Here is a 25,047-nt window from a genome sequence, read left to right as displayed (position 1 = left end):
TAGGGGTGGGTCGAACAGATCCCGTAGGGGGTGCGAGGGCCCCCTGCTGGGCCTCAACTCGACGGGCCGGGGCGGGTATTCCCGACACTGCGCGACGCGATCAAGCCCCGCGGCGGGGCAGACGGGTACGGGGGAAGGCTAAGCCTCCAGTGTCACCGTGAAGGAGAAGCGGTCCCCCCGGTAGTGGATGCGGGCGACGTCGACCGGCCGGCCGTCGGTGTCGTAGGTGACACCCGTGTAGTCGAGGATCGGGCTGAGGAGGGGGACCTCCAGGAGGCGGGCGGTTTCCGGGTCGGCGAGGCGGGCCTCGACCGTGTCGGTGATCCGGCTGATCCGGACGCCCACCGCGTCCCGCAGCACCTTTGTCATCGGCCAGCGCAGCAGATCCGCAGGGTCGATCCGCTCCGCGACGTCGGGGCGTACATAGTTGCGCGCGTGGTTGGTCGGCTCGCCGGTCTTCTCGTCGCTGCGCAGTCGCCGGAATCCGGCGACCTCGGTCAACTCGGGGAAGTATTCGGCGAGTTCGGACGGGACCGCGACCGGTCCGTGGTCCAGCAGTTCGGTGGTCATCCCGGACTGCTGGGCCACGATCGCGTCCACCGAGCCGAGCAGCCGCACCGGCGCACCGCGCCGCGCACCCGGCTCGATGAACGTGCCGCGGCGCCGGTGCCGGCTGATCAGGCCCTCCGCCTCCAGCTCCTTGAGCGCCTGCCGCATGGTCAGCACGCTCACGCCGTAGTGCGCCGCGAGCGCGTCCTCGGTGGGCAGCCGCAGCGGGGCGTCGGGGGAGCGGCCCAGTATGGAGGCGCGCAACGACTGCGAGACCTGGTACCACAGCGGCAGCTTGCGGTTCAGGGCGAGCGAGTCGGGAGCGAAGGTGGTCACGAGCGGTCCCCGGGTGTCACAGGCGGAAGTGGCGCTGGAGACCCTGCCATACGTCGTCGTAGCCGCGCTGCAGATGGCCGGCGTCCCGGGCCTGGGCGGTGAGCGTCAGCGGCCACCGGGTCTCGAACATGAACGCCAGCCCGTCGTCGATCTTCTGCGGCACCAGTTCGGCGGCGCTCGCCTTGTCGAAGGTCTCCCGGTCGGGCCCGTGTGCCGACATCATGTTGTGCAGCGACCCACCGCCCGGAACGAACCCCTCCGCCTTGGCGTCGTAGGCCCCCTCGATCAGGCCCATGTACTCGGTCATCACATTGCGGTGGAAATAGGGCGGCCGGAAGGTGTCCTCCCCGACCAGCCACCGCGGCGCGAACACCACGAAGTCCACGCCGGCCAGCCCCGGGGTGTCGGAGGGGGAGGTCAGCACCGTGAAGATCGACGGGTCCGGGTGGTCGTAGCTGATCGACCCGATGACGTTGAAGCGCCGCAGGTCGTAGACGTACGGGACGTGGTTGCCGTGCCAGGCGACGACGTCCAGCGGCGAGTGGTCGTAGGTGGCGGTCCAGAGGTTGCCGCAGAACTTGTTGACGACCTCGACCGGGCCCTCGACGTCCTCGTACGCGGCGACCGGGGCCCGGAAGTCCCGGGGGTTGGCCAGGCCGTTGGCGCCGATCGGGCCGAGGTCGGGGAGCCGGAAGGGCTGCCCGTAGTTCTCGCAGACATAGCCGCGAGCCGTGGCGTCCAGCAGCTCGACGCGGAACCGCACCCCGCGCGGGATCAGCGCCACCTCACCCGGTACGACCCGCAGCAGGCCGAGCTCGGTGCGCAGCAGCAGGCCGCCCTGCTCGGGGACGATCAGCAGTTCGCCGTCCGCGTCGCTGAACACCCGCCGTTCCATCGATGCGTTGGCGTGGTAGAGGTGCACGGCCATGCCGCTGCGCTGCGTCGCGTCGCCGTTGCCGCCCAGCGTCCACAGGCCGTCGAGGAAGTCGGTCGGGCCCTCGGGGGCGGGCAGCGGGTTCCAGCGCAACCGGTTGGGGTCGGGCACGCACTCGGTGAACGGTCCGGAGCGCACCGCGCGCTGCTCGGCGCGGACGAACGGCGGGTGCGCGGCCGACGGGCGGATGCGGTACAGCCAGGAGCGGTGGTTGGTCCCCCGCGGTTCGGTGAACGCCGAGCCGCTGAGCTGCTCGGCGTACAGCCCGAGCGGGGCCCGCTGGGGCGCATTGCGGCCCGTCGGAAGCGCGCCCGGGACGGCCTCCGAGCTGTGCTCGTTGCCGAACCCGGTGGCGTACACCAGCCCTTCGGCCGTCTTCCTCGCCTGCTCGTTGGCCGTGCCTGTCATCGCGCGCTCCCACCGCTCAAGGAATCCTATGGAAGACATTAGGATTGCGTGGGAGGGGGCGTCAACGGACACTCCCGGCCGCAAGGGCGGGCAGGATGGACGGGTGCAGCAGCCGACCCCGCGCCCCGACCGGCCGCCCCGCTCCCTGCGCCGCGCCCCCGTGCAGCGGCGCAGCGCCCAGCGTCTTGCCCGCATCCTCGACGCCTGCGCCGAACTCCTCGACGAGACCGGCTACGAGGAACTGAGCACCCGGGCCGTGGCCGTCCGCGCCGGCGTCCCGATCGGCTCGGTCTACCGCTTCTTCCCCAACAAACGGGCGATGGCCGAGGCGCTCGCCCACCGCAACCTCGATGCCTACGCGGACCGGATCACCGCCCGCCTGACCGGGCCGGAGGGGCAGCGGCTGGAATGGCGCCGGGCGATGGACGTCGTGGTCGACGAGTACCTCGCGATGAAGCGGACGGTGCCGGGGTTCGCGCTGGTCGAATTCACGGTCCCCGCCCCGCGCGAGACCCGCCAGGCGAACTACGAGGTCGCCGACCGCCTCCTGGCCCTCCTGGCGGGGCGCCTCGGCCTGGACCCCGCCGATGCGCGGCTGCGTACGGCGTTCCTCGTCGGCGTCGAGACGGCCGACGCGCTCCTGCAGCTGGCGTTCCGCGTCGACCCCGCCGGCGACCCGGCCATCGTCGCGGAGGCGAAGTCGCTGCTGCGGGCGTATCTGTCCCCGTACCTGGATTAGCCCCCACGCACTCGGCTGCGGCGCCGTGGTGGTCCCTTGCCGCTGCGCTGGGCGGCGCCCCGTACGTACCTGTCTGTTCCGCCGCGGGGCTGCTCGCCGTTGCGCGTTGCGGCGCCTCCCGCGTACCTGTCCGTGGCGCCGCGGGGCTGCTCGCCGTTGCGCTGTGCGGCGCCGCGGACAGGTACGTACGCGGCACCGCACAGCGCAGCGCGCACCGGGGATTGACCTGCACTTTTGCGCTTATTGCTCGGGCGTCAAGACCTTGTTAACAAAAGTTTGCGGGTCCTAACGTGCCTGGACCGCCACCCCCGGCAGATGTTCAAGGGCGAACGTGAGGTACCCCTAATGCTGACGATCCTCGGATTCGTCATGATCGGCGCGTTCCTGGTGCTGATCATGATGAAGAAGATGTCACCGATGGCAGCGCTCGTGCTGATTCCCGCGCTGTTCTGCGTCCTGGTCGGACAGGGCGCGCACCTGGGCGACTATGTCGTCAAGGGCATCGGTGACCTGGCCCCCACGGCCGCGATGCTGATGTTCGCGATCATCTACTTCGGAGTGATGATCGACGTCGGGCTCTTCGACCCGGTCGTCCGCGGCATCCTGCGGTTCTGCAAGGCGGACCCGCTCCGCGTCGTGGTCGGTACCGCGCTGCTCGCCGCGATCGTTTCGCTCGACGGTGACGGTTCCACCACCTTCATGATCACCGTCTCGGCGCTCTACCCGCTCTACAAGCGGCTGAAGATGAGCCTGGTCGTCATGACCGGCGTCGCCGCCACCGCCAACGGCGTGATGAACACCCTGCCGTGGGGCGGTCCGACCGCCCGTGCCGCCACCGCGCTCAAGCTGGACGCCGGTGACATCTTCGTGCCGATGATCCCGGCCCTGGCCGTCGGGCTGGTCGCGGTCTTCGCCCTCGCGTACGTCCTCGGCCGGCGCGAGCGCAAGCGGCTGGGCCTGCTGACGCTGGGGGAGACCCGGGTGGTCGAGGAAACCGTGGAGGAGAAGGAGAGCGAGCAGGTTCTGGTCGGCGCGGGTACCGGCGCCGGCGGCACGGGTGGGGCGGCGGCCGCGCCGCGCGGCACCGGCGACGGTTCCGAAGGCGCGGGACCGGGCGCCGGAGCGGGCCCGGCCGGCGCTGGGCACGACGAGGACCTCCAGGGACTGGACCCGCACCGGGCAACCCTGCGGCCCAAGCTCTACTGGTTCAACGCCGCGCTCACCGTCGCGCTGCTCACCCTGCTCATCCTGCAGACCCTGCCGATCCCGGTGCTCTTCCTGCTCGGAGCCGCGCTCGCGCTGACCGTCAACTACCCGCACATGGCGGACCAGAAGGCCCGGGTCGCGGCGCACGCCGAGAACGTGCTCAACGTCGCCGGCATGGTCTTCGCCGCCGCCGTCTTCACCGGTGTGCTCACCGGCACGGGCATGGTCGAGCACATGGCCCGCTGGCTGGTTTCCGGCATCCCCGACGCACTCGGCCCGCACATGGGCATCGTCACCGGCGTCCTCAGCATCCCGCTGACGTACTTCATGTCCAACGACGGTTTCTACTTCGGCATCGTGCCGATCCTCGCCGAGGCCGGTGCCGCGCACGGTGTCGCCCCGGTGGAGATCGCCCGGGCCTCCCTCGTCGGACAGGCGCTGCACATGTCCAGCCCGCTGGTCCCCGCCGTCTACGTGCTGGTCGGCATGGCCAAGGTCGAGTTCGGCGACCACACCAGGTTCACCGTCAAGTGGGCGGCCCTGACGTCGCTGGTCGTCCTGGGGGCCGGGCTGCTCTTCGGCATCCTGTAGAAGGCTGCACACCCACAGATGACTGCGAACGGACCCGCGAGGCCCGGCAGGAGCTGGCTGCTGCGGCTGGTCATCACCTTCTCCTTCGCACAGGGAGCGGTGAGCATGGCCAGGCCGGCGGTCTCCTACCGGGCCCTCGCCCTCGGTGCGGACGAGCGTGCCGTCGGTGTGATCACCGGTGTCTACGCACTGCTGCCGCTGCTGGTCGCGGTGCCGCTCGGCCGGCGCACCGACCACGGCCGGTGCGCCCCGCTGCTGGTCGCCGGGGTGGCGCTGATCAGCGGCGGCTGCGCGCTGAGCGGGCTGGCCGGCAGCCTGCCCGCGATGGCCGCCTGGAGCGGGGTGATGGGCCTGGGCCACCTCTGCTTCGTCATCGGCGCCCAGTCGGTCGTCGCCCGCCGCAGCGCCCCGGACGAACGGGACCGCAACTTCGGGCACTTCACCATCGGGGCCTCCCTCGGCCAGCTGATCGGCCCGATGGCGGCCGGCGCGCTGATCTCGGCGCACGGCGGCCGGATGGCCGCGACCAGTGCCACCGCGCTGCTGGTTTCCGGGGCGGTCGCCGCGGTGTCGTATGCCTCGCTGTGGCAGATCGAGCGGCGCCGGCCGACTGCCGGGGGCGGGGCCCCGGATGGTGCAGGCGGGCCGCCGGTGCCGGTGCGGGACATCCTGCGCACCCGGGGTGTGCCGGCCGGGATCTTCATGAGTCTGGCGGTGCTCTCCGCGACCGACGTCCTCACCGCGTACCTGCCGGTGATCGGCGAGGACCGGGGGATCGCGCCCGGCGTCATCGGCCTGCTGCTCAGCCTGCGGGCCGCGGCCACCGTGGCCTGCCGGCTGGTGATGACGCCGATGATCCGGTGGCTGGGGCGCACCGCGCTGATGGCCGGCAGCTGTGCGCTGGCCGGGCTGCTGTGCGGGGCGCTGGTGCTGCCGGTGCCCGTCGGGGCGCTGGCCGGGATGCTGGCCGGGCTCGGCTTCTGCCTGGGCGTCGGCCAGCCGCTGTCGATGACCACCGTCGTCCAGGCGGCGCCCGACCGGGCCCGCAGTACGGCGCTCGCGCTCCGGCTGACGGGCAACCGCCTCGGCCAGGTCGCAGCCCCGGCCGGCGCCGGGCTGCTCGCCGGACTCGCGGGCACCGCCGCGCCGTTCGTCCTGCTCGGCGGGCTGCTGCTGGTCTCCGGGGGACTGGCGGCGGGTGCCGGGGAGGGGCGCAGCGTGCGGGTGGCGGGCGGCGGCCGCAAGGCCGCCCGAAGGGACCGTAAGCAGACCCCGAAGGGACCGTAAGCAGACCCCGAAGGGACCGTAAGCAGACCCCGAAGGGACCGTAAGCAGACCCGAAGGGAACCGTAAGCGCGGGTCGGCAGGGTGGTGCGCAGCGCGGGACCGGCACCGGGCCGGACCCGCAGCACCCCGCGAGGAGCAGCTGTGAACACCCCGAACGACACCCGCACCCCCGTCACCGTCCTCGGCCTCGGCGCCATGGGCCGGGCGCTGGCCGCCGCCTTCCTGCGGGCCGGGCACCCCACGACCGTCTGGAACCGCACCCCGGGCCGGGCCGGCGAACTGGTCGCCCAGGGCGCGTCGTCGGCGGACACCGCGGCCGAGGCGGTGGCCGCCGCCCCGCTGGTGATCGTCTGCGTGCTCGACTACGACGCGGCCCAGGCGATCCTGGAGCCGATCGGTGCCCGGCTGTCCGGCCGGGTGCTGGTCAACCTCACCTCCGACACCCCCGAGCGGGCCCGGGCCGCCGCCACCTGGGCCGCCGGGCACGGCATCGACTACCTCGACGGCTCGATCATGGTGCCGACCCCGGTCGTCGGGAAGCCCGAGGCGACCATCCTCTACAGCGGTGCCCGCGAGGCGTTCGACACGTACGAAGCGACGCTCAAGGCGCTGGGCGGCCGCGCCCCGTTCCTCGGCGAGGACCACGGTGCGGCGGCGGTCTACGACCTCTCCCTGCTCGGCTTCTTCTACTCGGCGATGGCCGGGCTGGTGCACGGCTTCGCGCTGTCGGGCGCCGAGGGCATCGCGGCGAAGGACTTCGCGCCGTTCACCGAGATCATCGCCGCCATCCTGCCGCCGATCGCCGCCGGGATGGCCGAGGACCTGGCGCGCGGGGCCTACTCCGGCGACCAGGACAACATCGTCATGGAGGCGACGGGCATCGGCCACGTCCTGGAGGCGGCCCGGCACCGCGGGCTCAACACCGAGGTGCTCGACGCCGTCAAGGGGCTCGCGGACCGCACCATCGCGGCCGGCCACGGCAATGCCGGATTCATCAGCGTCATCGAGGAAATGCGTAAGGCCTCGACAAGGGCGTGAGGCCCGTCGGTCCTCCTAGGCTCGTGGCGACCGTCACCCGGGGAGGGGGCGGGGCTCCCTGGCGGCGAAAAACTACCGGCGCTAGTTTGGGGTCGACGACCACCGGCCGGCACGGGAGGACCACGACGTGAAGCAGCACGGCGCGATGTACATCGACGGAAGCTGGCGGCCCGCCGAGGGCAGCGCGACGATCGAGGTCGTCAACCCGGCCGACGAACAGGTCATCGCCACCGTCCCGGCCGGGTCCGCCGCCGACGTGGACGCCGCGGTGCGCGCCGCCCGGGCCGCGCTTCCCGGCTGGGCCGCCACCCCGCCGCCCGAGCGCGCCGCCCGGCTGGCCGCGCTGCGCGACCAACTCGTGGCGCGCGCCGACGAGATCGCCGCCACCGTCACCGCCGAGCTCGGCGCCCCGCTCGCCTTCAGCAAGGCGGTGCACGCCGGGGTGCCGATCGCCGTCTGCGGCTCGTACGCCGAACTGGCCGGTACGTACGCCTTCGAGGAGAAGATCGGCAACTCCACGGTGCTGCACGAACCGGTCGGCGTGGTCGGCGCGATCACGCCCTGGAACTACCCCCTGCACCAGGTCGTCGCCAAGGTCGCGCCGGCCCTCGCGGCCGGCTGCACGGTGGTGCTGAAGCCGGCCGAGGACACCCCGCTGGTGGCCCGGCTGTTCGCCGAGTGCGCCGACGCCGCCGGGATACCCGCCGGGGTGTTCAACCTCGTCACCGGCCTCGGCCCGGTCGCCGGCCACGCGCTCGCCGCCCACGACGGGATCGACCTGGTCTCCTTCACCGGCTCCACGGCCGTCGGCCGGACGATCGGCGCCCTGGCCGGTGCCGCGGTCAAGCGGGTGGCGCTGGAGCTCGGCGGCAAGTCCGCCAACGTCATCCTCCCCAGCGCCGACCTCGCCAAGGCGGTCGGCGTCGGCGTCGCCAACGTCATGGCCAACTCGGGCCAGACCTGCAGCGCCTGGACCCGGATGCTGGTCCACCGCGACCGCTACGACGAGGCCGTCGAGCTCGCCGCCGCCGCGGCCGACAAGTACGTGCCCGGCGAGAAGATCGGCCCGCTGGTCAACGCCACCCAGCAGGCCCGGGTGCGCGGCTACATCGAGCGGGGCGTCGCCGAGGGCGCGCGGCTCGTCGCCGGCGGCCCCGAGGCGCCTCTGGCCGTGGGATTCCACGTCCGCCCGACCGTCTTCGCGGACGTCACACCGGAGATGACCATCGCCCAGGAGGAGATCTTCGGCCCGGTGCTCTCCGTCCTGCGCTACGAGGACGAGGACGACGCCGCCCGGATCGCCAACGGCACCGTCTACGGGCTGGCCGGCGCGGTCTGGGCCGGGGACGAGGCCGAGGCGGTCGCCTTCGCCCGCCGGCTGGAGACCGGGCAGGTCGACATCAACGGCGGCCGCTTCAACCCGCTCGCCCCGTTCGGCGGTTACAAGCAGTCCGGCATCGGCCGGGAGCTGGGCCGGCACGGCCTCGCCGAATACCTCCAGACCAAGTCCCTGCAGTTCTGAGAGTCCGCACCGGTCCGGCAGCTCCGGTCCGGCTGCCCCGCCCCCGCCCCCGTACTGGCCCGAGGAGATCCCGTGGTCCGCGCCGCCGTCCTGCCCGCCGTCAACGCCCCGCTGCAGATCACCGAGATCGACCTGCCCGGGCCCGGCCCCGGCCAGGTCCGCATCCGGCTCGCCGCGGCCGGGGTCTGCCACTCCGACCTCTCGCTGTCCAACGGCACCCTGCGCCAGCCCGCACCGGCCGTCCTCGGGCACGAGGGCGCGGGCACGGTCACCGCGGTCGGCCCCGGCGTGACCTCGGTGTCGCCCGGCGACCGGGTCGTCCTCAACTGGGCGCCGTCCTGCGGCGACTGCCACTTCTGCGGGCTCGCCGAGCCCTGGCTGTGCGTGAACTCCGGCCTCGCCGCGAACGCCCCGTACGCCACCACCGCCGACGGCACCGAGCTCTACCCCGGCCTGGGCACCGCCGCCTTCGCCGAGGAGACGGTGGTGCCCGCGCGGGCCGCGCTGCCGCTGCCGGACGGGGTGCCGCTCGCCGACGCCGCACTGCTCGGCTGCGCGGTGCTGACCGGCTGGGGCGCGGTCCACCACAGTGCCCGGGTGCGCGCGGGGGAGTCGGTGGCGGTCTTCGGCGTGGGCGGGGTGGGGCTGGCCACCATCCAGGCGGCCCGGATCGCCGGCGCCGCGTCGATCGTCGCGGTCGACGTCTCCCCGGCGAAGGAGGAACTGGCCCGGGCCGCGGGCGCCACCGACTTCCTGACCGCGGGCGAGGACGACACCGCCCGGCGGATCCGCAAGCTCACCGGCGGGGTGGGCACCGATGTCGCGGTGGAGTGCGTGGGCCGCGCCGACACCATCCGTACGGCCTGGTCGGCCACCCGGCGCGGCGGCCGGACGACGGTGGTCGGCATCGGCGGCCAGGACCAGCAGGTGACCTTCTCGGCCCTGGAGCTCTTCTACTTCGGGCGGACGCTGTCCGGCTGCGTCTACGGCAACAGCGACCCGGCCCGCGATCTGCCGGTCATCGCCGGGCACGTCCGGTCCGGCGCGCTCGACCTGTCCCAACTGGTCACCGACCGCATCGGCCTCGACGGCATCCCGGCCGCCTTCGACGCGATGCTCGCGGGCAAGGGCGGCCGGTCCCTGGTGGTCTTCTGAAGCCCCGCGGTCGTCCCCGTCAGGCCGGGACCCGGCGCAGCCGGGGGAACGCCGGTGCCGCTGCCGAGGCCGAGGGAGACCGGTCCGGCGGCCGGGCCAGCGGCCGGGCCGGGGAGCGCGGCCGGTCCGGCGGCCGGACCGGGGAGCGCGGCCGGGCCCGCGTCCTGGTGCCACACCCGCCCTACGGGGCCCGGAAGGGGCCGCCGACGGCCGTGCCCGACTCGTGCACACCGCCTCCCGCGAAACGTCCCACCTGCCCGTTCCCGCCACAGGCGTGCGCACTTTACCCGCGTTGTCCGCCAGCCGGCGGTACGCGTTCGGGGTGCTGCAGTGCCAGCCCGTCCACCAGCGCCCGCAGCCCGGTCTCGAAGGCCCCCTCGTCCACCTGGCGCTGATGCTCCGCCAGGAGGTGCGCCTGACCCAGGTGCGGGTAGTCGGCCGGGTCGTAGGCGCTCGGGTCGTCGACGAAGCCGCGCGCGAACGAGCCCAGCGCGGAGCCCGCGACGAAGTAGCGGACCATCGCGCAGATCCGGGTGGCCTGCGCGGGCGGCCAGCCCGCCTCGACCATCCCGCCGAACGCCGCGTCGGCCATCTTCAGCCCGGCCGGGCGGCGGCCGGGGCCCTGGGCCAGGAACGGCACGATGTGCGGATGGGCGGCGAGCGCGGCGCGGTAGGAGCGCGCCCAGCCGAGCAGCCCGGTGCGCCAGTCGCCGCCCGCCCCCGTGAACGCCGAGACGTCGACCTGGGCGATGACCGTGTCGGCCACCGCGTCGAGGATCTCGTCCTTGGTCGTGAAGTGGTTGTAGAGGGACGGGCCGCTGACCCCCAGTTCGGCGGCGAGACGCCGGGTCGAGAGCGCCGGAAGTCCCTCGGAGTCGATCAGCGCGAGCGCCGTGGAGACGATGCGCTCCCGGCTCAGCAGGGGCTTGCGGGGTCGGGCCATGAGCCACATAGTAGAGGCTGTTCCCAGAAAACTAGCAGTGCTAATTAAATGCCTTCTCCTCGTCCACAAGGGGTACGGGATGAATCTGGAGCTCAGCCCGGAGCAGACCGCGGTCCGGCAGCTCGCCCAGGACTTCGTCGACCGCGAGGTCGCACCGCACGCCGCCGCCTGGGACCGCGCCGAGAAGGTCGACCGCGGCATCGTGAAGACCCTCGGCGACCTCGGCTTCCTCGGCCTCACCGTCCCCGAGGAGTACGGCGGCTCCGGCGGCGACCACCTCTCCTACGTCCTGGTCACCGAGGAACTGGGCCGCGGCGACTCCTCGGTGCGCGGCATCGTCTCGGTCTCCCTCGGCCTGGTGGCCAAGACGGTGGCCGCCTGGGGCGACGAACGCCAGAAGCGGCAGTGGCTGCCCCGGCTCACCTCCGGCGAGGCGATCGGCTGCTTCGGCCTCACCGAGCCCGGCACCGGTTCCGACGCCGCCCACCTCGCCACCCGCGCGCTCCGCGACGGCGACACCTACGTCCTCAACGGCGCCAAGACCTTCATCACCAACGGCACCTGGGCCGATGTGGTGCTGCTCTTCGCCCGCACCGGCGACGCCCCCGGCCACCGTGGCATCAGCGCCTTCCTCGTCCCCACCGACACCCCCGGCCTGGAACGTCGCGAGATCCACGGCAAGCTCGGGCTGCGCGGCCAGGCCACCGCCGAACTGGTCCTGGACGGCGTCCGGGTGCCCGCCGACGCGATGCTCGGCCCCGAGGGCAAGGGCTTCTCGGTCGCGATGTCCGCGCTGGCCAAGGGCCGGATGTCGGTCGCCGCGGGCTGCGTCGGCATCGCCCGGGCCGCCCTGGAGGCCGCACTCGGCCACGCGGGCCAGCGCGAACAGTTCGGCAAGCCGATCGCCGGACACCAGCTGGTCCAGGAGCTGATCAGCGACATCTCCGTGGACGTCGAGGCGGCCCGCCTGCTGACCTGGCGGGTCGCCGATCTGATCGACCGCGGCGAGCCGTTCACCACCGCCGCCTCCCAGGCCAAGCTGTTCGCCTCCGAGGCCGCCGTCCGCGCCGCCAACAACGCCCTCCAGGTCTTCGGCGGCTACGGCTACATCGACGAGTACCCGGTCGGCAAGCTGCTGCGGGACGCCCGGGTGATGACCCTCTACGAAGGCACCAGCCAGATACAGAAGCTGGTCATCGGCCGCGCGCTGACCGGCGTCTCGGCCTTCTGAACGCCCGCTCCGTACACCGTCGCACCCGGGGCCAGGGCCCCCGGCCGCCCCTAAGCGCTTGCTCACCAGCCAGGTATGGTGTTCGATCCGTCAGAGGAAGGTCCCTGGCGGATCGAGGAGCGGGGTGCGCGATGGGTGCGGCGGCACAGCGGGCTGCTGAGGAGAGCGAGGAGTGGGCCGGAGTGACCCCGGACGCCGCGCGACGACTGGTCAGCGCCGCCGTCGAGGCGTTCGCGGAGCGCGGCTACCACGCCACCACCACCCGCGACATCGCCGGCCGGGCCGGCATGAGCCCGGCCGCCCTCTACATCCACTACAAGACCAAGGAAGAGCTGCTCTACCGCATCAGCGGCATCGGCCACGAGAAGGCGCTGCGCATCATAAGCGCCGCCGCCGAGGCCGAGGGCAGCGCCACCGAGCGGCTCCGCGACGCGGTGCGCACCTTCGCCCGCTGGCACGCCGAGCACCACACCACCGCCCGGGTCATCCAGTACGAGCTGCAGGCGCTGAGCCCCGAGCACTACACCGAGATCGCCGGACTGCGCCGCCGCACCGACCGGCTGCTGCGGCAGATCATCCAGGACGGCGCGGACAGCGGGGAGTTCCGCGCCGACGACGTGCCGGGCACGACCCTCGCGGTGCTCTCCCTCTGCGTCGACGTCGCCCGCTGGTTCTCCGCTGACGGCCCGCGCACCCCCGACGAGGTCGGCGCCCTCTACGCCGATCTCGTGCTGCGCATGGTGGGCGCCCAGTAAGACCCCGCAACCCCGCGGCAGCGAGCAGGAGGAGCACCCCATGCGCATCGTGGTCAGCGAGTTCATGAGCCTGGACGGCGTCGTCCAGGCACCGGGCGGACCCGACGAGGACACCGACGGCGGCTTCGCCCACGGCGGCTGGTCGCACCCGTACTTCGACCCCGCGGTCATGGGCGGTGCCCTCAACGACGCGGTCGCCACGACGGAGGCGCTGCTGTTCGGCCGCCGCACCTGGCAGACCATGGCCGCGGCCTGGCCCGGGCGGGCCGGCGACCCGTTCGCCGACCACATGAACGCGGTCCGCAAGTACGTGGTGACCGGGACGCTCGGCGACGCCGACCTGACGTGGCACAACACCACCCGGATCCCGGGGGACGAGGCCGTCGCCCGCATCCGTGCACTGCACGCCACCGACGGCGGCGACCTGCACGTCATGGGCAGCCCGACGCTCGTCCGCACCCTGCTGACCGAGGGCCTGGTCGACGAACTCCGGCTCATGATCATGCCGGTGCTGCTCGGCGGCGGGAAGACGGTCTTCCCCACGGACGGCGGGCGGCGCCCCCTCGAACTGGTCTCGACGGTCACCACCGGCACCGGCGTCCACGTGGCCACGTACCGCCCCGCCGAGAAGGGCTGACCGGCAGCTCCGGAAGGGCCGGGAGGAACGAGAAAACGGGCGCCGGCGCGGGGTTCCCGCCCGTACGCTGGCGCCCATGTCATCCGTCATCGTGGACCCGGGCGTCGACGTGCCGGTGCCCGCCCGGGGCGAGCTCTGGACGGTCGGCGCGGTCATCCTCAACGAACGGGGTGAGGCCTTCGCGCAGAAGCGCAGTGCCGACCGCCGTCTGTTCCCCGGCGCCTGGGACGTCGTGGGCGGCCACGTCGAGCCCGGCGAAACCCTCCTTCAGGCGCTGGCGCGCGAGGTGGCGGAGGAGACCGGCTGGCGCCTCCGCCGGGTGCGCACGCTGCTGGGCGTCACCGCCTGGACCGGGGACGACGGCGGCGGCCTCCGGCACGAGGCCGACTACCTCGTGGAGGTCGACGGGGACCTGGACCGGCCGGCCCTGGAGTGGTCCAAGCACTCCGCCTACGGCTGGTTCGGCCCTGCCGACCTGCACCGCCTCACGGAGAACCGCGCACCCGACGAGCTGCTGATCCACGACCTGATCGCACGGGTCGTGCACGGCCTCCGGGAGGCCGGCGCCTGAGGGGAGACGCCCCCCCCGGGGGAACGCCCCCGGGGAGACGCCCAAAGGGGAACGCCCCCGGGAGAAACGCCCCCGGCAGAAGGGGCCCCTACAGGTAGAACCGGCTGACCGACTCCGCGACGCACACCGGCTTGTCGCCGCCCTCGCGCTCGATGGTCACGACCGTGGTGAGCTGGACGCCGCCGGTCACCTCGGTCACCTCCGCGAGCTTCGCCGTGGCGCGGAGCCGGGAGCCGACCGGGACGGTGGCGGGGAAGCGGACCTTGTTGGTGCCGTAGTTGATCCCCATCGTCACGTTGTCCACCCGCATCAGCTGCGGGACGAGGGCGGGCAGCAGCGACAGCGTCAGATAGCCGTGCGCGATGGTGGTGCCGAACGGGCCGGCCGCGGCCTTCTCCTGGTCCACATGGATCCACTGGTGGTCGCCGGTGGCGTCCGCGAACAGATCGATCCGCTTCTGGTCGATCTCCAGCCAGTCGCTGGGGCCGAGCTCCTCGCCGACCGCGGCCCGCAGTTCGTCGAGCGATCCAAACACTCGGGGCTCTGCCATCTCCGTCTGCCTCCTCGGGATCCGTTCGCCGCCGTCCGCACCGGCCGGCGCTTACTAAGCGCTTGCTCAGGATGCGGAGTGCGGCCGGCGGCTGTCAACGCCCGGGCCGCGATCACCGAAAGCCGGCAGGAGGCACCCCGTAGGGTGGACAGGTGCCCCAGCTTCCGTACAAGGTTCACGAACTCACCGTCGGCCAGCTCTCCGCGCGCAGCGGCGCCGCGGTCTCCGCGCTGCACTTCTACGAGTCCAAAGGGCTGATCAGCAGCACCCGGACGGCCGGCAACCAGCGGCGCTACGCCCGTGACGCACTGCGCCGGGTCGCCTTCGTCCGGGCGGCGCAGCGGGTCGGGATCCCGCTCGCGGTGATCCGGGACGCGCTGGCGGAGCTGCCGGACGAGCGCACCCCCAACCGCGACGACTGGGCCCGGCTGTCCCAGGTCTGGCGCACCGAACTCGACGAACGGATCAGCCAACTCGTCGAACTGCGCGACCGGTTGACCGACTGCATCGGCTGCGGCTGTCTCTCGCTGGAGCGCTGCGGGCTGTCCAATCCGGACGACAACCTGGGCGAAGGGGGCCCGGGCGCCCGGCGGTTGCGGGTCGACCGCGCCGCCAGGGACACGGAGGACGCCGAGCAGCGCGCGGGCGGGAACCAGCCGCGCGAGGACGCCGACCGGTCACGCGCGCAGAGCGCGCGGCGCGGCACGGGCGCCGAGCAGGGGTGCGCCGGCGACGACCGGCGGTACTGAGCCGCCGCGACGGCGCGCGCGGCGGGGGACCGTGAGGAGCTGCGTCAGCTCTCCGGAGCCAGTGCGGCAGCGATCAGTTGGGCGTTGTCGGCGGCCGGGCGGCCGTTCGGCAGCAGCAGGGTGTCCTCGATGCCTGTCCGAGTGTCCAGGCCCAGTGCGACGGCGAGCCGCAGCACCGGCCAGGCGCCGCCGTCCCAGCCGTGCAGCAGCACCGGGCGGCCGTGGGCCGTGCCGGTCACCTCGGCGAGAAGCGCGCGGGCGGTGGCCGGCGCCGACTCGGCGTCGGTGTCGGTGACTTCGGCCAGCACCCGCAGCACCCGGGACCTCAGCGACGAGCGGAGGAACCGCCCCGGGCCCGGCGTGCCCGACCAGAGGCCGGCCTCGACGCCGATGCCGCGCTCCAACAGGGCGGCGGCCACCGCCTCGGCGCCCTCCTCGTGCCAGTTCACCGAGGCGTGATCCGGCAGCACCGTCCACGACCGTATGCGCTCCACGCGGCGGTCCGGGGAGCGCCCGGGCCCGTCGGACGGGTCGGGAGGGCCCGGCTCGGCCCAGGCGCCGGTCGTCACGCCCACCGGGACGTCCACCGCCGCCCGGACGGCCTCCAGGGCCGGGCCCACCACGCGCGGGGAGAGCGAGTCCCTGCCGCACGGGGTCTTGGGATGGACGTGGACCTCCTCGGCGCCGGCCGCGACCGCCTGCCGTGCCGCCTCCGCGAGCGCGGCCGGCGACATCGGCACCGCCTGCGAATCGGCCGCGGTCCGGGGCCCGTTGAGACATACCTGCAACATGTCTCCCAGGATGACACCGGGGTCTGACAACGGGCCCCGGCAGCGGGGCGACGCGGGCTCAGGCGGCCGCGAACACCCCCACGTGGGGCGCCCGGTGGGCGGCCCGCAGGGTTTCGGGGGCCAGTACGGACGCCGGGGCCAGCACGCCGCACCGGTGGCAGGCCGGGCCGGGCGCCGGGGCGTCCGTCTCCTCCGGGAGCCAGGCGAAGCGGGTGGAGCCGCAGACGGGGCAGTCGTGCCGCGGCCGGCCGGCCTCCATGGCCGAGATCATGCGGTGCAGCACCACCGCGAGCCGGGCCGCCGGATGCCGTTGCGGTGAGGCGCACGGCACGATGTCACAGCCGCCCCAGGTGCGGCGGTGCCAGTCGTCGAGGGCGCCGACCTGCCGGATGCCGTCGTGCTTCTCCTTGCGGCGCCGGGCGGCGAACTCCTCCTCGTACGCGAGCCAGAGGGTGCGGGCCTCTTCCAGCTCGGTGAGCGCGGCGACCAGCCGCTCCGGGTCCGGATCACGATCCTGGGTCGCGATACCGGCCCGGGTGCACAGATGGTGCCAGGTGGCGCGGTGCCCGTAAGGGGCGAACCGCTCAAGGCACTTGCGCAGGGCGGTGCGGCGCTGGGCCGCGACGAGTCGTGGATTGCGGACCTGTTCTGCGAGGGCTCTGAAACCGGCCATTTCATCCCACCTCCGGGGGGGGGGGACCCGACTGGACGGGGATGGGACGTAGTCGATCACCAGCCGGATCCCTCGAATTTTTTTGCGGTTTCGCGAGCGATGTTCCGACGTGTCGGGCGGCCGGCGGCCGGTGTCTGTGCGGAAGAAGAAAAGATGACGGTTGTTCATCTTCCGGCCGGGGATAACCGCCGGTAACGTCCCGCCCACCCTCTCTCCCCCGCGCTCTTGAGGAGCAGCAGGAGACCCCCATCGAGGAGCAGGAATGCGACGACGTACCGGACGGCTCAGGACTGCCGCGGTGGCGGCCCTGTGCGCCCTGGGTGCCACGCTCATGGCGCCGCCTCCCACCGCGGCCGCCACCACGGCCGACGAGACCCACGACTACTGCCAGGGCCAGTGCGCCGACATCCTGCCGCCCGGCGCCACCGGCAACGCCACCCTGGTGGAGATCCTCGGCAACAAGATGTTCGGCACCCACCCCGAGCACTCCACCGACCAACTCGCCCCGTACGCCGCCCTGGCCGGCGGCTACCAGTCGCTCACCGACGACACCCTGACCCACTTCTTCAACGACGCGTCCTTCGGCGTCCCCGCGGACCAGGTCGGCAAGGTCACCACGCCCCGCGACGACGTGACCATCACCCGCGACAAGAAGACCGGCGTGCCGCACATCAAGGGCACCACCCGCTACGGCACCGAATTCGGCGCCGGCTACGCCGCGGGCCAGGACCGGCTCTGGCTGATGGACCTCTTCCGCCACATCGGCCGCGGCGAACTGACCTCCTTCGCCGGCGGCGCGCCCGCCAACCAGGGCCTGGAGCAGGAGTTCTGGCCGCAGGCCCCGTACACCGAGAAGGACCTCCAGGAGCAGGTCGACTACATCAAGGACCACAACGGGGAGCGCGGCAAGCAGGCCATGGCGGACGCCCAGGCGTACGTCGACGGCATCAACGCCTACCGCGAACAGTCCAAGAACGGCCGCTACTTCCCCGGCGAATACGTGCTCACCGGCCACATCGACGCGATCACCAACGCCGGGGAGATCGAGCCCTTCAAGCTCACCGACCTGATAGCCCTGGCCTCCGTCGTCGGCGGCCTCTTCGGCAACGGCGGGGGCGGCGAGGTCACCAACGCCCTGTCCCTGCTCGCCGCCCAGCAGAAGTACGGCATGCAGAAGGGCACCGAGGTCTGGGAGTCCTTCCGGGAGCGCAACGACCCCGAGGCCGCCACGACCCTGCACGACGGCCAGAGCTTCCCCTACGCCGTCAAACCGGCCAGGGCCAAGGGCACGGCACTGCCCGACCGCGGCTCGGTCACCCCCGAACCCCTGGTCTTCGACCGGACCGGCGCCGCCACCGCCAAGGGCGGCACCGCCCCCCAGGACCCGGTCAAGGCCCCGAAGAAGTACCGGAAGCTGGAAGGCCTCTTCAAGGACGGGGTGCTCCCCAAGGGGAGCTTCAACCCCACCCAGCACCGCGGTATGTCCAACGCCCTGCTGGTCTCCGGCAAGCACACCGCCAGCGGCCACCCCGTCGCCGTCTTCGGCCCGCAGACCGGGTACTTCGCGCCGCAGCTGCTGATGCTCCAGGAGATCCAGGGCCCCGGCATCAGCGCCCGCGGCGCCTCTTTCGCCGGCGTCGGCATGTACGTCCAGCTCGGCCGCGGCCAGGACTACGCCTGGAGCGCCACCTCCGCCGGCCAGGACATCACCGACACCTACGCCGTCGACCTGTGCAACCAGGACGGCTCGCCGGCCACCAAGGACTCCACCTCCTACCGCTACCGCGGCGCCTGCGTCCCCATGGAGAAGCTGGAGCGCACCAACTCCTGGAAGCCCACCATCGCCGACCCGACCGCCGCCGGCTCGTACCGGATGCAGGTCTTCCGGACGAAGTACGGCACGGTCACCCACCGCGCCACCATCGGCGGCAAGCCCGTCGCCTACACCGCACAGCGCTCCACCTACCGCCACGAGGCCGACTCGATCATCGGCTTTCAGATGTTCAACGACCCCTCGGCGGTGCACGACGCGAAGTCCTTCCAGCAGGCCGCGGCGCACATCGGCTACGCCTTCAACTGGTTCTACGCCGACTCCCGCGACATCGCGTACTTCAACAGCGGCCTCAACCCCGTCCGCAACCCCGACGTCGACCCGTCCCTGCCGGTCAGGGCGGACGACGCCTACGAGTGGCGCGGCCACGACCCCGCCACCAACACCAGCGACTACACCCCGCCCGCCCAGCACCCGCAGTCCGTCGACCAGGACTACTACATCTCCTGGAACAACAAGCAGGCCAAGGACTACGACTCGGCCGGCTTCGGCAACGGCTCGGTGCACCGCGGCAACCTGCTGGACGACCGGGTCCGCGCGCTGACCCAGGAGGGCGGCGTCACCCGGGCGTCGCTGACCCGCGCGATGTCCGAGGCCGCGGTCACCGACCTGCGCGGTGAGGACATCCTGCCCGAACTCCTGCGGGTGCTGAACAGCACACCGGTCACCGACCCCGCGCTGAAGACCGCCGTCCAGCAGCTGGCGGCCTGGCGCAAGGACGGCGCCCAGCGCCGGGAGACCAGCCCCGGCTCGCACACCTACACCCATCCCGACGCGGTCCGCCTGATGGACGCCTGGTGGCCGCTGATGATCGAAGGCGTCTTCAAGCCGGGGCTCGGCGACGACCTGTACGGCGCCCTCACCTCCGACCTCGGCATCGACGAGTCACCGTCGGCCGGCCACGGCCCCACCGGGGCGCACGCCGGATCCGCGTTCCAGTACGGCTGGTGGTCGTACGCCGACAAGGACCTGCGCTCCGTACTGGGCGAGCGGGTCAAGGGCCCGCTGGCCCAGCGGTACTGCGGCGGCGGAGACCTGTCCGCCTGCCGCGACACCCTGCTGGCGACCCTCCGCCAGGCCACCGCCAAGACGGCCGAGCAGGTCTACCCGGGCGACGCCAGCTGCAAGGCCGGCGACCAGTGGTGCGCGGACGCGATCGTCCACCGCGCGGTCGGCGGGCTGACCCACGACACCATCAGCTGGCAGAACCGGCCGACGTACCAGCAGGTGGTGGAGTTCCCCACCCACCGCTAGCACGCGGGCGGCACCACCCGTCAGGCCCCGGAGCCCGCTCGGCGACGCTCCGGGGCCTTCGTGCGTAACCACCCCTGCACCGGCGGTGATCGGGCGCCCGGCTATGCTGCACAGTCCTGAATTCCAGGGACGCGAGTACGAGTAGGGGCGCATGGCCTTGTCCGGACCGCAGCAGTACCCGACGGAGCTGCTTGACACCACCATGGACCAGCTGCGTACGCTGATCGTCGTCCACGAGGCGGGCACCGCACTGGGCGCCGCCCGCCGGCTGGGCCGCGAACAGTCCAGTGTGCAGAAGCAGTTGGACACCCTGAACCGCACCTTCGCCGCGCTGTGCGGCGAGGAGCTGGTGCGCAAACAAGGGCGCGGCCGGAACGCCCTGTTCACCGCGACCGGTGAGGCACTGGTCGGGCTGGCCCGCCGCACGCTGGGGGAGTGGGCCGAGGGCGTGCACGACGCCCGGCGCCGGCTCGGCCGGACCCTGTCGGTCGGCACCACCCGCTACACGCTCGGCTTCCTGCTCGACGCCGTGGAACGCGTCAACGAGGAGTACGAGCGCCAGGGCGTCGACCTCAAGGTCACCCACGTCCGCACCGGCGACCTCTTCACCAAACTGCGCAGCACCGAACTCGACCTGGTCTGCGGCAGCGTGGTGGTCACCGAGGGCGAAGAAACGGAACTGCTGGCGCCCTACGAGGTCATGGAGTGGCGGCGCAGCGGCCTGTCCCTGCTGACCAACCTGCCGCCGGACCGGCTCCCCGGCACCTCGTTCCCCGCCCACGAGCTGGACCGGCTGCCCCTGGTGATCTCCCCGCGCGGGCTCATCGGCCGCTTCCTCACCGCCTGGTACGGCACCGACTACCGCCAGAAGCTCTCCGTGGCGGCCGAGATAGAGGCCGCCCACTACGGCTTCGAACTGCTGCGCTCGGGCGTGGTGAGCGGTGCGATGCTGGTCACCCGGGGCATCGGCGAGGCCGCCGCGGACGGCCGGCTCCCGGAGGCCGGAGGCCTGCGCACCCTGGAGATCGACGGGGACGTGGGCCCGCGGACCGAGGTGCTGGTCGGCGTGTTCACCCGGCGCGGGGAGCGGGCCTCGTACGCGCCCGGCCATCCGCTCAACCTGCTGTGGAAGGCGCTGTCGGCGGAGAGCGAGCGCTGGTGGCTCCAGTCGTGAAGGCCGTGGTCCGCCAACTCGCCCTCTGCTACTGGTAGTCGCCCCAGTCCGGCCGGCTCTCCGCCGCGGCGCTCAGCCCAGATCGCGCTCCCGGGTCTCCGGCAGCGCCAGCACGCACGCCAGCGAGACCACCGCCATGGCGCTGACGTACCAGCCCACCGACGCGGAGCCGAACGAGGACTGGAGACGGGTGGCGACCAGCGGGGCCACCGCGCCGCCCAGCACGCCGCCGAGGTTGTACGCGAGCGAGGCGCCCGAGTAGCGCACCGTCGTACCGAACAGCTCCGGCAGGAACGCGCCCATCGGGCCGTAGACGATGCCCATGCAGAACAGCGCCCCGCCGATGCCGAGCGCGATCAGTGCCGGCTGCCGGGTGTCCAGCAGCGGGAAGAGCACCAGGCCCCAGACGACGGCGCATCCGCTGCCGAGCAGGACCAGTGTGCGGCGGCCGGCACCGTCCGAGCGGGTGGCGGCGAGCCAGGTGCCGGCGGCGAGGAACAGGCAGGCGACGAGGGAGAGCCCCAGCATGGTGTTGCGGGAGACGCCCAGGGTGCCGGTGGCGTAGGAGAGGCAGTAGGTGGTGGCGGTGTAGAAGAGGCCGTACGCGATGATCATGCCGCCGGCGCCCAGCAGCAGTTCGCGCGGATGGCGGCGCAGTACGTCGACGGCGGGGACCGTGCCGGCCTCTTGGGCGTCCAGCACCCGGGCGAACACCGGCGTCTCACTGATCTTCAGCCGCACGAACAGCCCGACGCCGACCAGGAGGAAGGACAGCAGGAACGGCACCCGCCAGCCCCACGAGCGGAACGCCGCGTCGTCGAGCCCGGACGACAGCAGCCAGAAGACCCCGGTCGCCGCGAAGAAGCCGACCGAGGGCCCCAGTTGCGGGAAGGCGGCGTACAGACCCCGGCGGCTGCGCGGGGCGTGCTCGACGGCCAGCAGCGCGGCCCCGCCCCACTCACCGCCGAGGCCGATGCCCTGCAGGAAGCGGAGCGCGATCAGCAGCAGCGGGGCCCAGATGCCCCAGCTGCCGTAGCCCGGCAGCAGCCCGACGCACGCCGTGGACAGCCCCATCAGCAGCAGCGAGGCGACCAGCACGGACTTACGGCCCACCCGGTCGCCGAAGTGGCCGAATACCACCGATCCGAGGGGCCGGGCGGCGAACGCCACCGCATAGGTGGAGAAGGACGCGAGGGTGGCGTTCACCGGGTCGAGGGTCGGGAAGAACGCCTGATTGAGGACGAGCGCGGCGGCCGTCCCGTAGATGTAGAAGTCGTAGAACTCGATGGCCGTCCCGATGAACGAGGCCACGGCGACGCGCCGCAGGCTCTCCTTGCTCTCCGCGGGTGGTGCGGCCGGGTCCGAAGTCGTTTCACTGTGCACCTGTCGCACTCTCACGTGGTCGCCGGAGCCAGTCAATGCGTGGGATAGATGATCTCGGTGCATGAGATGGCGGTGGGGGTCGAGTGGCGTTCCGGTGCTGTGCGGAAATGGCCATTTCTCGGCGCAACCGGATAGCCCTTCGAAGAGTCATCAGAAAGGGATTCGGGCGACGTTCGGCCCTTCGCGGGGCGACGAACGGCGGCCGGCGGCCGGAACAATGGGGGTGCGAGGTGTCGGCCGGTGCCGGGATTGAAGGATTCCGTTTTGCCTGCCGCGACACACGGATTCCGCTCCGGCAATCCGCTGTAGCACCTCTGTGGTGCAGCATAAGAAAGATATTGGCTTCAACTACTCAGTCGTAGTTTACCTTTGGCTGGTTGCCGGGGGCGCGTGGCGTGAACTATGCTCCAAGTGGGGGTCATTCAAAGGTTTGGTGACGCTTCGTTCGGTGTTACCGCATCAAGCGAAGTGGACATCACGCGGCCGGTCCGAGCCGACTTTTCACTCTTCACTCTTCACTCTGAGTACGGCAAGGGCCCATCCTGCTGCGGGGGAGCAGATGATGTACACACTCTCGGCCTGATCCGCGCCGACCCTCCGTGCATCGGCACGGAGGGGTAATTCCATACGCGATCTTTTTCAGGCCGGGTCCGGTGCCGCGACCGCCGACGGGGCGCCGTGACGAGGACTGAAGCATTGCTGTACGCCGGGGCCGACCGACCCCGGCGCGCAGGTGTGAACGTGGTTCACCAGTGGTTCTTCTGAACGGGGGAAAAGAAGTGGCCCAAGCGGTCGGACTTCATCTGGGTAAAAACGTTGACATTCCCGTATCGATAGCGTTTCTCCCGGGGGTGTCGGTCATCTCATTGCTGGCGGATGTCCTCGGTATCGCGCAGGGCGTCCCGGTGAGCAGGCGCAGGCTGCTACGAAAGGCCTGCCCCGAGTATCTGGCGGATGTGATGGGCCCGATCACCGCGGGCGGCGCCCTGCACATTCCCGAGTCCCTCCTCATGCGGGGCGAACTCAGGGAAACCAGGATGCGCGACGAGGTCCGGCGCATTGCCGAGATGCCGCCGGACGCCCTCCTCGACGATCTGGAGCGCACATTCGGCGGAGAAGCGCCGCCGGCCTGGCGCAAGGCCGTCGACAATCCCGTCGGATTCCTGAAGGCGTACGCCGGGATGACGCGAAAGCTATGGGACGCGGTCGCGCCGGTATGGCAGCAGGGAAAGCCGTTACTGGAACGGGAAATCGAGCGCGCGGGAGTCGCCTCGGTCACCGGAACGATGAGCGCATTCCTCGCCAGTCTCAGCCCGCGCATCGCCTTCGTCGACGGAAACATTCTGCTGCCCGACCACGCACCGATCGAAAAAGGCGTCACCGTACGAAAATTGACGCTCATGCCGCTGGTCTCCGGCACCCGTGCCTGCGCCTACCACGTCGACCGCAACGGCCACATGTACCTCGGCTATCCCATCGCCGGCCTCGCCCCGCTCCTGCAGGGCGAGGCCGCACGGGCGGAGACGGCCGCCGATGCGCTCGCCATGATGCTCGGCGAACTCCGGGCCGACATCCTCCGCACGGGCAACCAGCCCGTCTCCATGGGCAAGCTGGCCGACCTGCTGCACTGCACCGCCGGCACGGTGACGTACCACTGCCGGCAACTGGAACAGGCCGGCCTCCTCTCCCGCGAGCGGCGCGGCCGCGAGGTCCGGATACTGCGCACCCTGCGCGGCGACGCACTGGTGGACGCCCTGTCATGACGAACGGGAGGAATACGACGGACACAGCGAACGCGACGGACGCGACGGACACGGCGAACGCGACGGACGCGACGGACACGACGGACACGACGAACGCGACGAAAGCAGCGGACGGGGTGGACGCGGCGGACATGGTGGGGCGACGAGCGCCGAACCTCCGCCTCGTCGTCCTGGTCTCCGGCTCCGGCACGAACCTCCAGGCCCTCCTGGACGCGATCGCCGCCGACCCTGGAGGGTTCGGCGCGGAGATCGTCGCGGTCGGCGCCGACCGGACCGGCATCACCGGGCTGGAACGTGCGCAGCGCGCCGGACTGCCGACCTTCGTGTGCCGGGTGAAGGACCACGCCACCCGCGAGGAGTGGGACGCGGCCCTGGCCGAGGCGACCGCGGCGCACCGGCCGGACCTCGTGGTCTCGGCCGGTTTCATGAAGATCGTGGGCAAGGCGTTCCTCGCCCGGTTCGGTGGCCGCGTCATCAACACGCACCCCGCCCTGCTGCCGAGCTTCCCCGGCGCCCACGGCGTACGCGACGCACTTGCCTACGGCGTCCGGGTGACCGGCTGCACGGTGCACCTCGTCGATGACGGCGTGGACACCGGCCCGATCATCGCGCAGGGCGCGGTGCAGGTGCACGACGAGGACGACGAGGCCACGCTGCACGAACGCATCAAGGAGGTCGAACGTGCACTGCTCGTCGACGTCGTACGCCGGATCGCCCGGGGCGGCTACCGGGTGGTGGGGCGCAGGGTGCTGATTCCCTGAAAGGAGCGGCGGTGGCCGTGGCTGCGTTGCCGGTCGGGCAACGGGGCCACGGCCACCGTCGTGTCAGGGCAGCAGCCCCGGGATGGTGCCCTCGTGGGCGGTGCGCAGTTCGTTGAGCGGGATGGTGAACTGGCCCTGGACGTCGATCTCTTCGCCGTCGACGACGCCGATGCGGGTGGCCGGCAGGCCCCGGGCGTTGCACATGTCGGTGAAGCG

At 72.2% G+C, this 25,047-nt stretch carries 22 protein-coding genes; 15 read left to right on the top strand and 7 right to left on the bottom strand.

What is annotated here, in order from left to right:
- Positions 1-138: 138 nt before the first annotated feature.
- Both AB0G35_RS35375 and hmgA read right to left on the bottom strand, forming a co-directional pair.
- Positions 139-885 carry a GntR family transcriptional regulator gene (locus tag AB0G35_RS35375; RefSeq protein WP_360958286.1) on the bottom strand — a complete coding sequence of 249 codons (747 nt, stop codon included), beginning with the start codon at positions 883-885 and terminating at the stop codon, positions 139-141.
- Positions 886-901: 16 nt separating this feature from the next.
- Positions 902-2,227: a homogentisate 1,2-dioxygenase gene (gene hmgA / locus AB0G35_RS35370; RefSeq protein WP_360958283.1), complete on the bottom strand. Its 1,326-nt coding sequence runs from the start codon at positions 2,225-2,227 to the stop codon at positions 902-904.
- 103 nt (positions 2,228-2,330) lie between these two features.
- Here hmgA and AB0G35_RS35365 point away from each other — a divergent pair, with 103 nt between their 5' ends.
- From AB0G35_RS35365 to AB0G35_RS35340, 6 genes are all read left to right on the top strand, one after another.
- Positions 2,331-2,966: a TetR/AcrR family transcriptional regulator gene (locus tag AB0G35_RS35365; protein WP_360958280.1), complete on the top strand. Its 636-nt coding sequence runs from the start codon at positions 2,331-2,333 to the stop codon at positions 2,964-2,966.
- 345 nt (positions 2,967-3,311) lie between these two features.
- Complete coding sequence (locus tag AB0G35_RS35360) at positions 3,312-4,763, top strand: citrate:proton symporter (protein WP_360958277.1); 1,452 nt, start codon at positions 3,312-3,314, stop codon at positions 4,761-4,763.
- 18 nt (positions 4,764-4,781) lie between these two features.
- Positions 4,782-6,050 (top strand): MFS transporter, encoded by a 1,269-nt coding sequence (locus AB0G35_RS35355; protein ID WP_360958275.1) that lies wholly within the window; start codon positions 4,782-4,784, stop codon positions 6,048-6,050.
- A gap of 141 nt (positions 6,051-6,191) precedes the next feature.
- Positions 6,192-7,088, top strand: a complete 897-nt coding sequence (locus AB0G35_RS35350; RefSeq protein WP_360958272.1) for an NAD(P)-binding domain-containing protein — start codon at positions 6,192-6,194, stop codon at positions 7,086-7,088.
- A gap of 127 nt (positions 7,089-7,215) precedes the next feature.
- Positions 7,216-8,610 (top strand): aldehyde dehydrogenase family protein, encoded by a 1,395-nt coding sequence (locus AB0G35_RS35345; protein WP_360958269.1) that lies wholly within the window; start codon positions 7,216-7,218, stop codon positions 8,608-8,610.
- A 72-nt stretch (positions 8,611-8,682) separates the two neighbouring features.
- Positions 8,683-9,765 carry a Zn-dependent alcohol dehydrogenase gene (locus AB0G35_RS35340; protein WP_360958266.1) on the top strand — a complete coding sequence of 361 codons (1,083 nt, stop codon included), beginning with the start codon at positions 8,683-8,685 and terminating at the stop codon, positions 9,763-9,765.
- A gap of 283 nt (positions 9,766-10,048) precedes the next feature.
- On the opposite strand, the gene AB0G35_RS35335 is transcribed toward AB0G35_RS35340, so the two are convergent.
- A complete protein-coding gene (locus AB0G35_RS35335) occupies positions 10,049-10,708 on the bottom strand; it encodes a TetR/AcrR family transcriptional regulator C-terminal domain-containing protein (protein WP_360958263.1) in 660 nt (219 codons plus the stop codon).
- 79 nt (positions 10,709-10,787) lie between these two features.
- Between AB0G35_RS35335 and AB0G35_RS35330 the strand changes: the two genes are divergently transcribed.
- From AB0G35_RS35330 to AB0G35_RS35315, 4 genes are all read left to right on the top strand, one after another.
- Positions 10,788-11,939 carry an acyl-CoA dehydrogenase family protein gene (locus tag AB0G35_RS35330; RefSeq protein ID WP_360958260.1) on the top strand — a complete coding sequence of 384 codons (1,152 nt, stop codon included), beginning with the start codon at positions 10,788-10,790 and terminating at the stop codon, positions 11,937-11,939.
- 131 nt (positions 11,940-12,070) lie between these two features.
- Entirely contained in the window at positions 12,071-12,694 is a 624-nt protein-coding gene (locus AB0G35_RS35325; protein ID WP_360958257.1) for a TetR/AcrR family transcriptional regulator, read from the top strand.
- Positions 12,695-12,734: 40 nt separating this feature from the next.
- Entirely contained in the window at positions 12,735-13,331 is a 597-nt protein-coding gene (locus AB0G35_RS35320; protein ID WP_360958255.1) for a dihydrofolate reductase family protein, read from the top strand.
- 76 nt (positions 13,332-13,407) lie between these two features.
- Positions 13,408-13,902, top strand: a complete 495-nt coding sequence (locus tag AB0G35_RS35315) for an NUDIX domain-containing protein (protein WP_360958252.1) — start codon at positions 13,408-13,410, stop codon at positions 13,900-13,902.
- Between the two features lie 88 nt (positions 13,903-13,990).
- Here the strand turns inward: AB0G35_RS35315 and AB0G35_RS35310 are convergent, their stop codons facing one another.
- Positions 13,991-14,452 (bottom strand): MaoC family dehydratase, encoded by a 462-nt coding sequence (locus AB0G35_RS35310; protein ID WP_360958250.1) that lies wholly within the window; start codon positions 14,450-14,452, stop codon positions 13,991-13,993.
- Positions 14,453-14,604: 152 nt separating this feature from the next.
- Here AB0G35_RS35310 and soxR point away from each other — a divergent pair, with 152 nt between their 5' ends.
- Positions 14,605-15,201 (top strand): redox-sensitive transcriptional activator SoxR, encoded by a 597-nt coding sequence (gene soxR / locus AB0G35_RS35305; RefSeq protein WP_360958247.1) that lies wholly within the window; start codon positions 14,605-14,607, stop codon positions 15,199-15,201.
- Positions 15,202-15,245: 44 nt separating this feature from the next.
- Here the strand turns inward: soxR and AB0G35_RS35300 are convergent, their stop codons facing one another.
- Both AB0G35_RS35300 and AB0G35_RS35295 read right to left on the bottom strand, forming a co-directional pair.
- Positions 15,246-15,992, bottom strand: coding sequence for a 3-keto-5-aminohexanoate cleavage protein (locus AB0G35_RS35300; RefSeq protein WP_360958244.1), 747 nt, complete (start codon positions 15,990-15,992; stop codon positions 15,246-15,248).
- A 58-nt stretch (positions 15,993-16,050) separates the two neighbouring features.
- On the bottom strand, positions 16,051-16,665 hold the full coding sequence (locus AB0G35_RS35295; protein ID WP_360958241.1) for a hypothetical protein: 615 nt from the start codon (positions 16,663-16,665) through the stop codon (positions 16,051-16,053).
- A gap of 262 nt (positions 16,666-16,927) precedes the next feature.
- Between AB0G35_RS35295 and AB0G35_RS35290 the strand changes: the two genes are divergently transcribed.
- Both AB0G35_RS35290 and AB0G35_RS35285 read left to right on the top strand, forming a co-directional pair.
- Positions 16,928-19,750, top strand: a complete 2,823-nt coding sequence (locus AB0G35_RS35290) for a penicillin acylase family protein (RefSeq protein ID WP_360958238.1) — start codon at positions 16,928-16,930, stop codon at positions 19,748-19,750.
- A 151-nt stretch (positions 19,751-19,901) separates the two neighbouring features.
- A complete protein-coding gene (locus AB0G35_RS35285; RefSeq protein WP_360958235.1) occupies positions 19,902-20,924 on the top strand; it encodes a LysR family transcriptional regulator in 1,023 nt (340 codons plus the stop codon).
- Between the two features lie 72 nt (positions 20,925-20,996).
- Here AB0G35_RS35285 and AB0G35_RS35280 read toward each other — a convergent pair whose 3' ends face one another.
- Positions 20,997-22,307, bottom strand: coding sequence for an MFS transporter (locus AB0G35_RS35280; RefSeq protein ID WP_360958232.1), 1,311 nt, complete (start codon positions 22,305-22,307; stop codon positions 20,997-20,999).
- Between the two features lie 779 nt (positions 22,308-23,086).
- On the opposite strand from AB0G35_RS35280, the gene AB0G35_RS35275 reads away from it, so the two are divergent.
- Positions 23,087-24,070 (top strand): helix-turn-helix domain-containing protein, encoded by a 984-nt coding sequence (locus AB0G35_RS35275; protein ID WP_360958229.1) that lies wholly within the window; start codon positions 23,087-23,089, stop codon positions 24,068-24,070.
- A 131-nt stretch (positions 24,071-24,201) separates the two neighbouring features.
- Positions 24,202-24,831, top strand: a complete 630-nt coding sequence (gene purN / locus AB0G35_RS35270) for a phosphoribosylglycinamide formyltransferase (RefSeq protein WP_360958288.1) — start codon at positions 24,202-24,204, stop codon at positions 24,829-24,831.
- Positions 24,832-25,047: the final 216 nt, after the last annotated feature.

Origin of the sequence: Streptomyces sp. NPDC021749, from assembly GCF_040640655.1 — a bacterium.
Taxonomy (GTDB): domain Bacteria; phylum Actinomycetota; class Actinomycetes; order Streptomycetales; family Streptomycetaceae; genus Streptomyces.
Note: the sequence above shows the minus strand (reverse complement) of the source record. Positions and strands in the feature narration are given on the sequence as shown.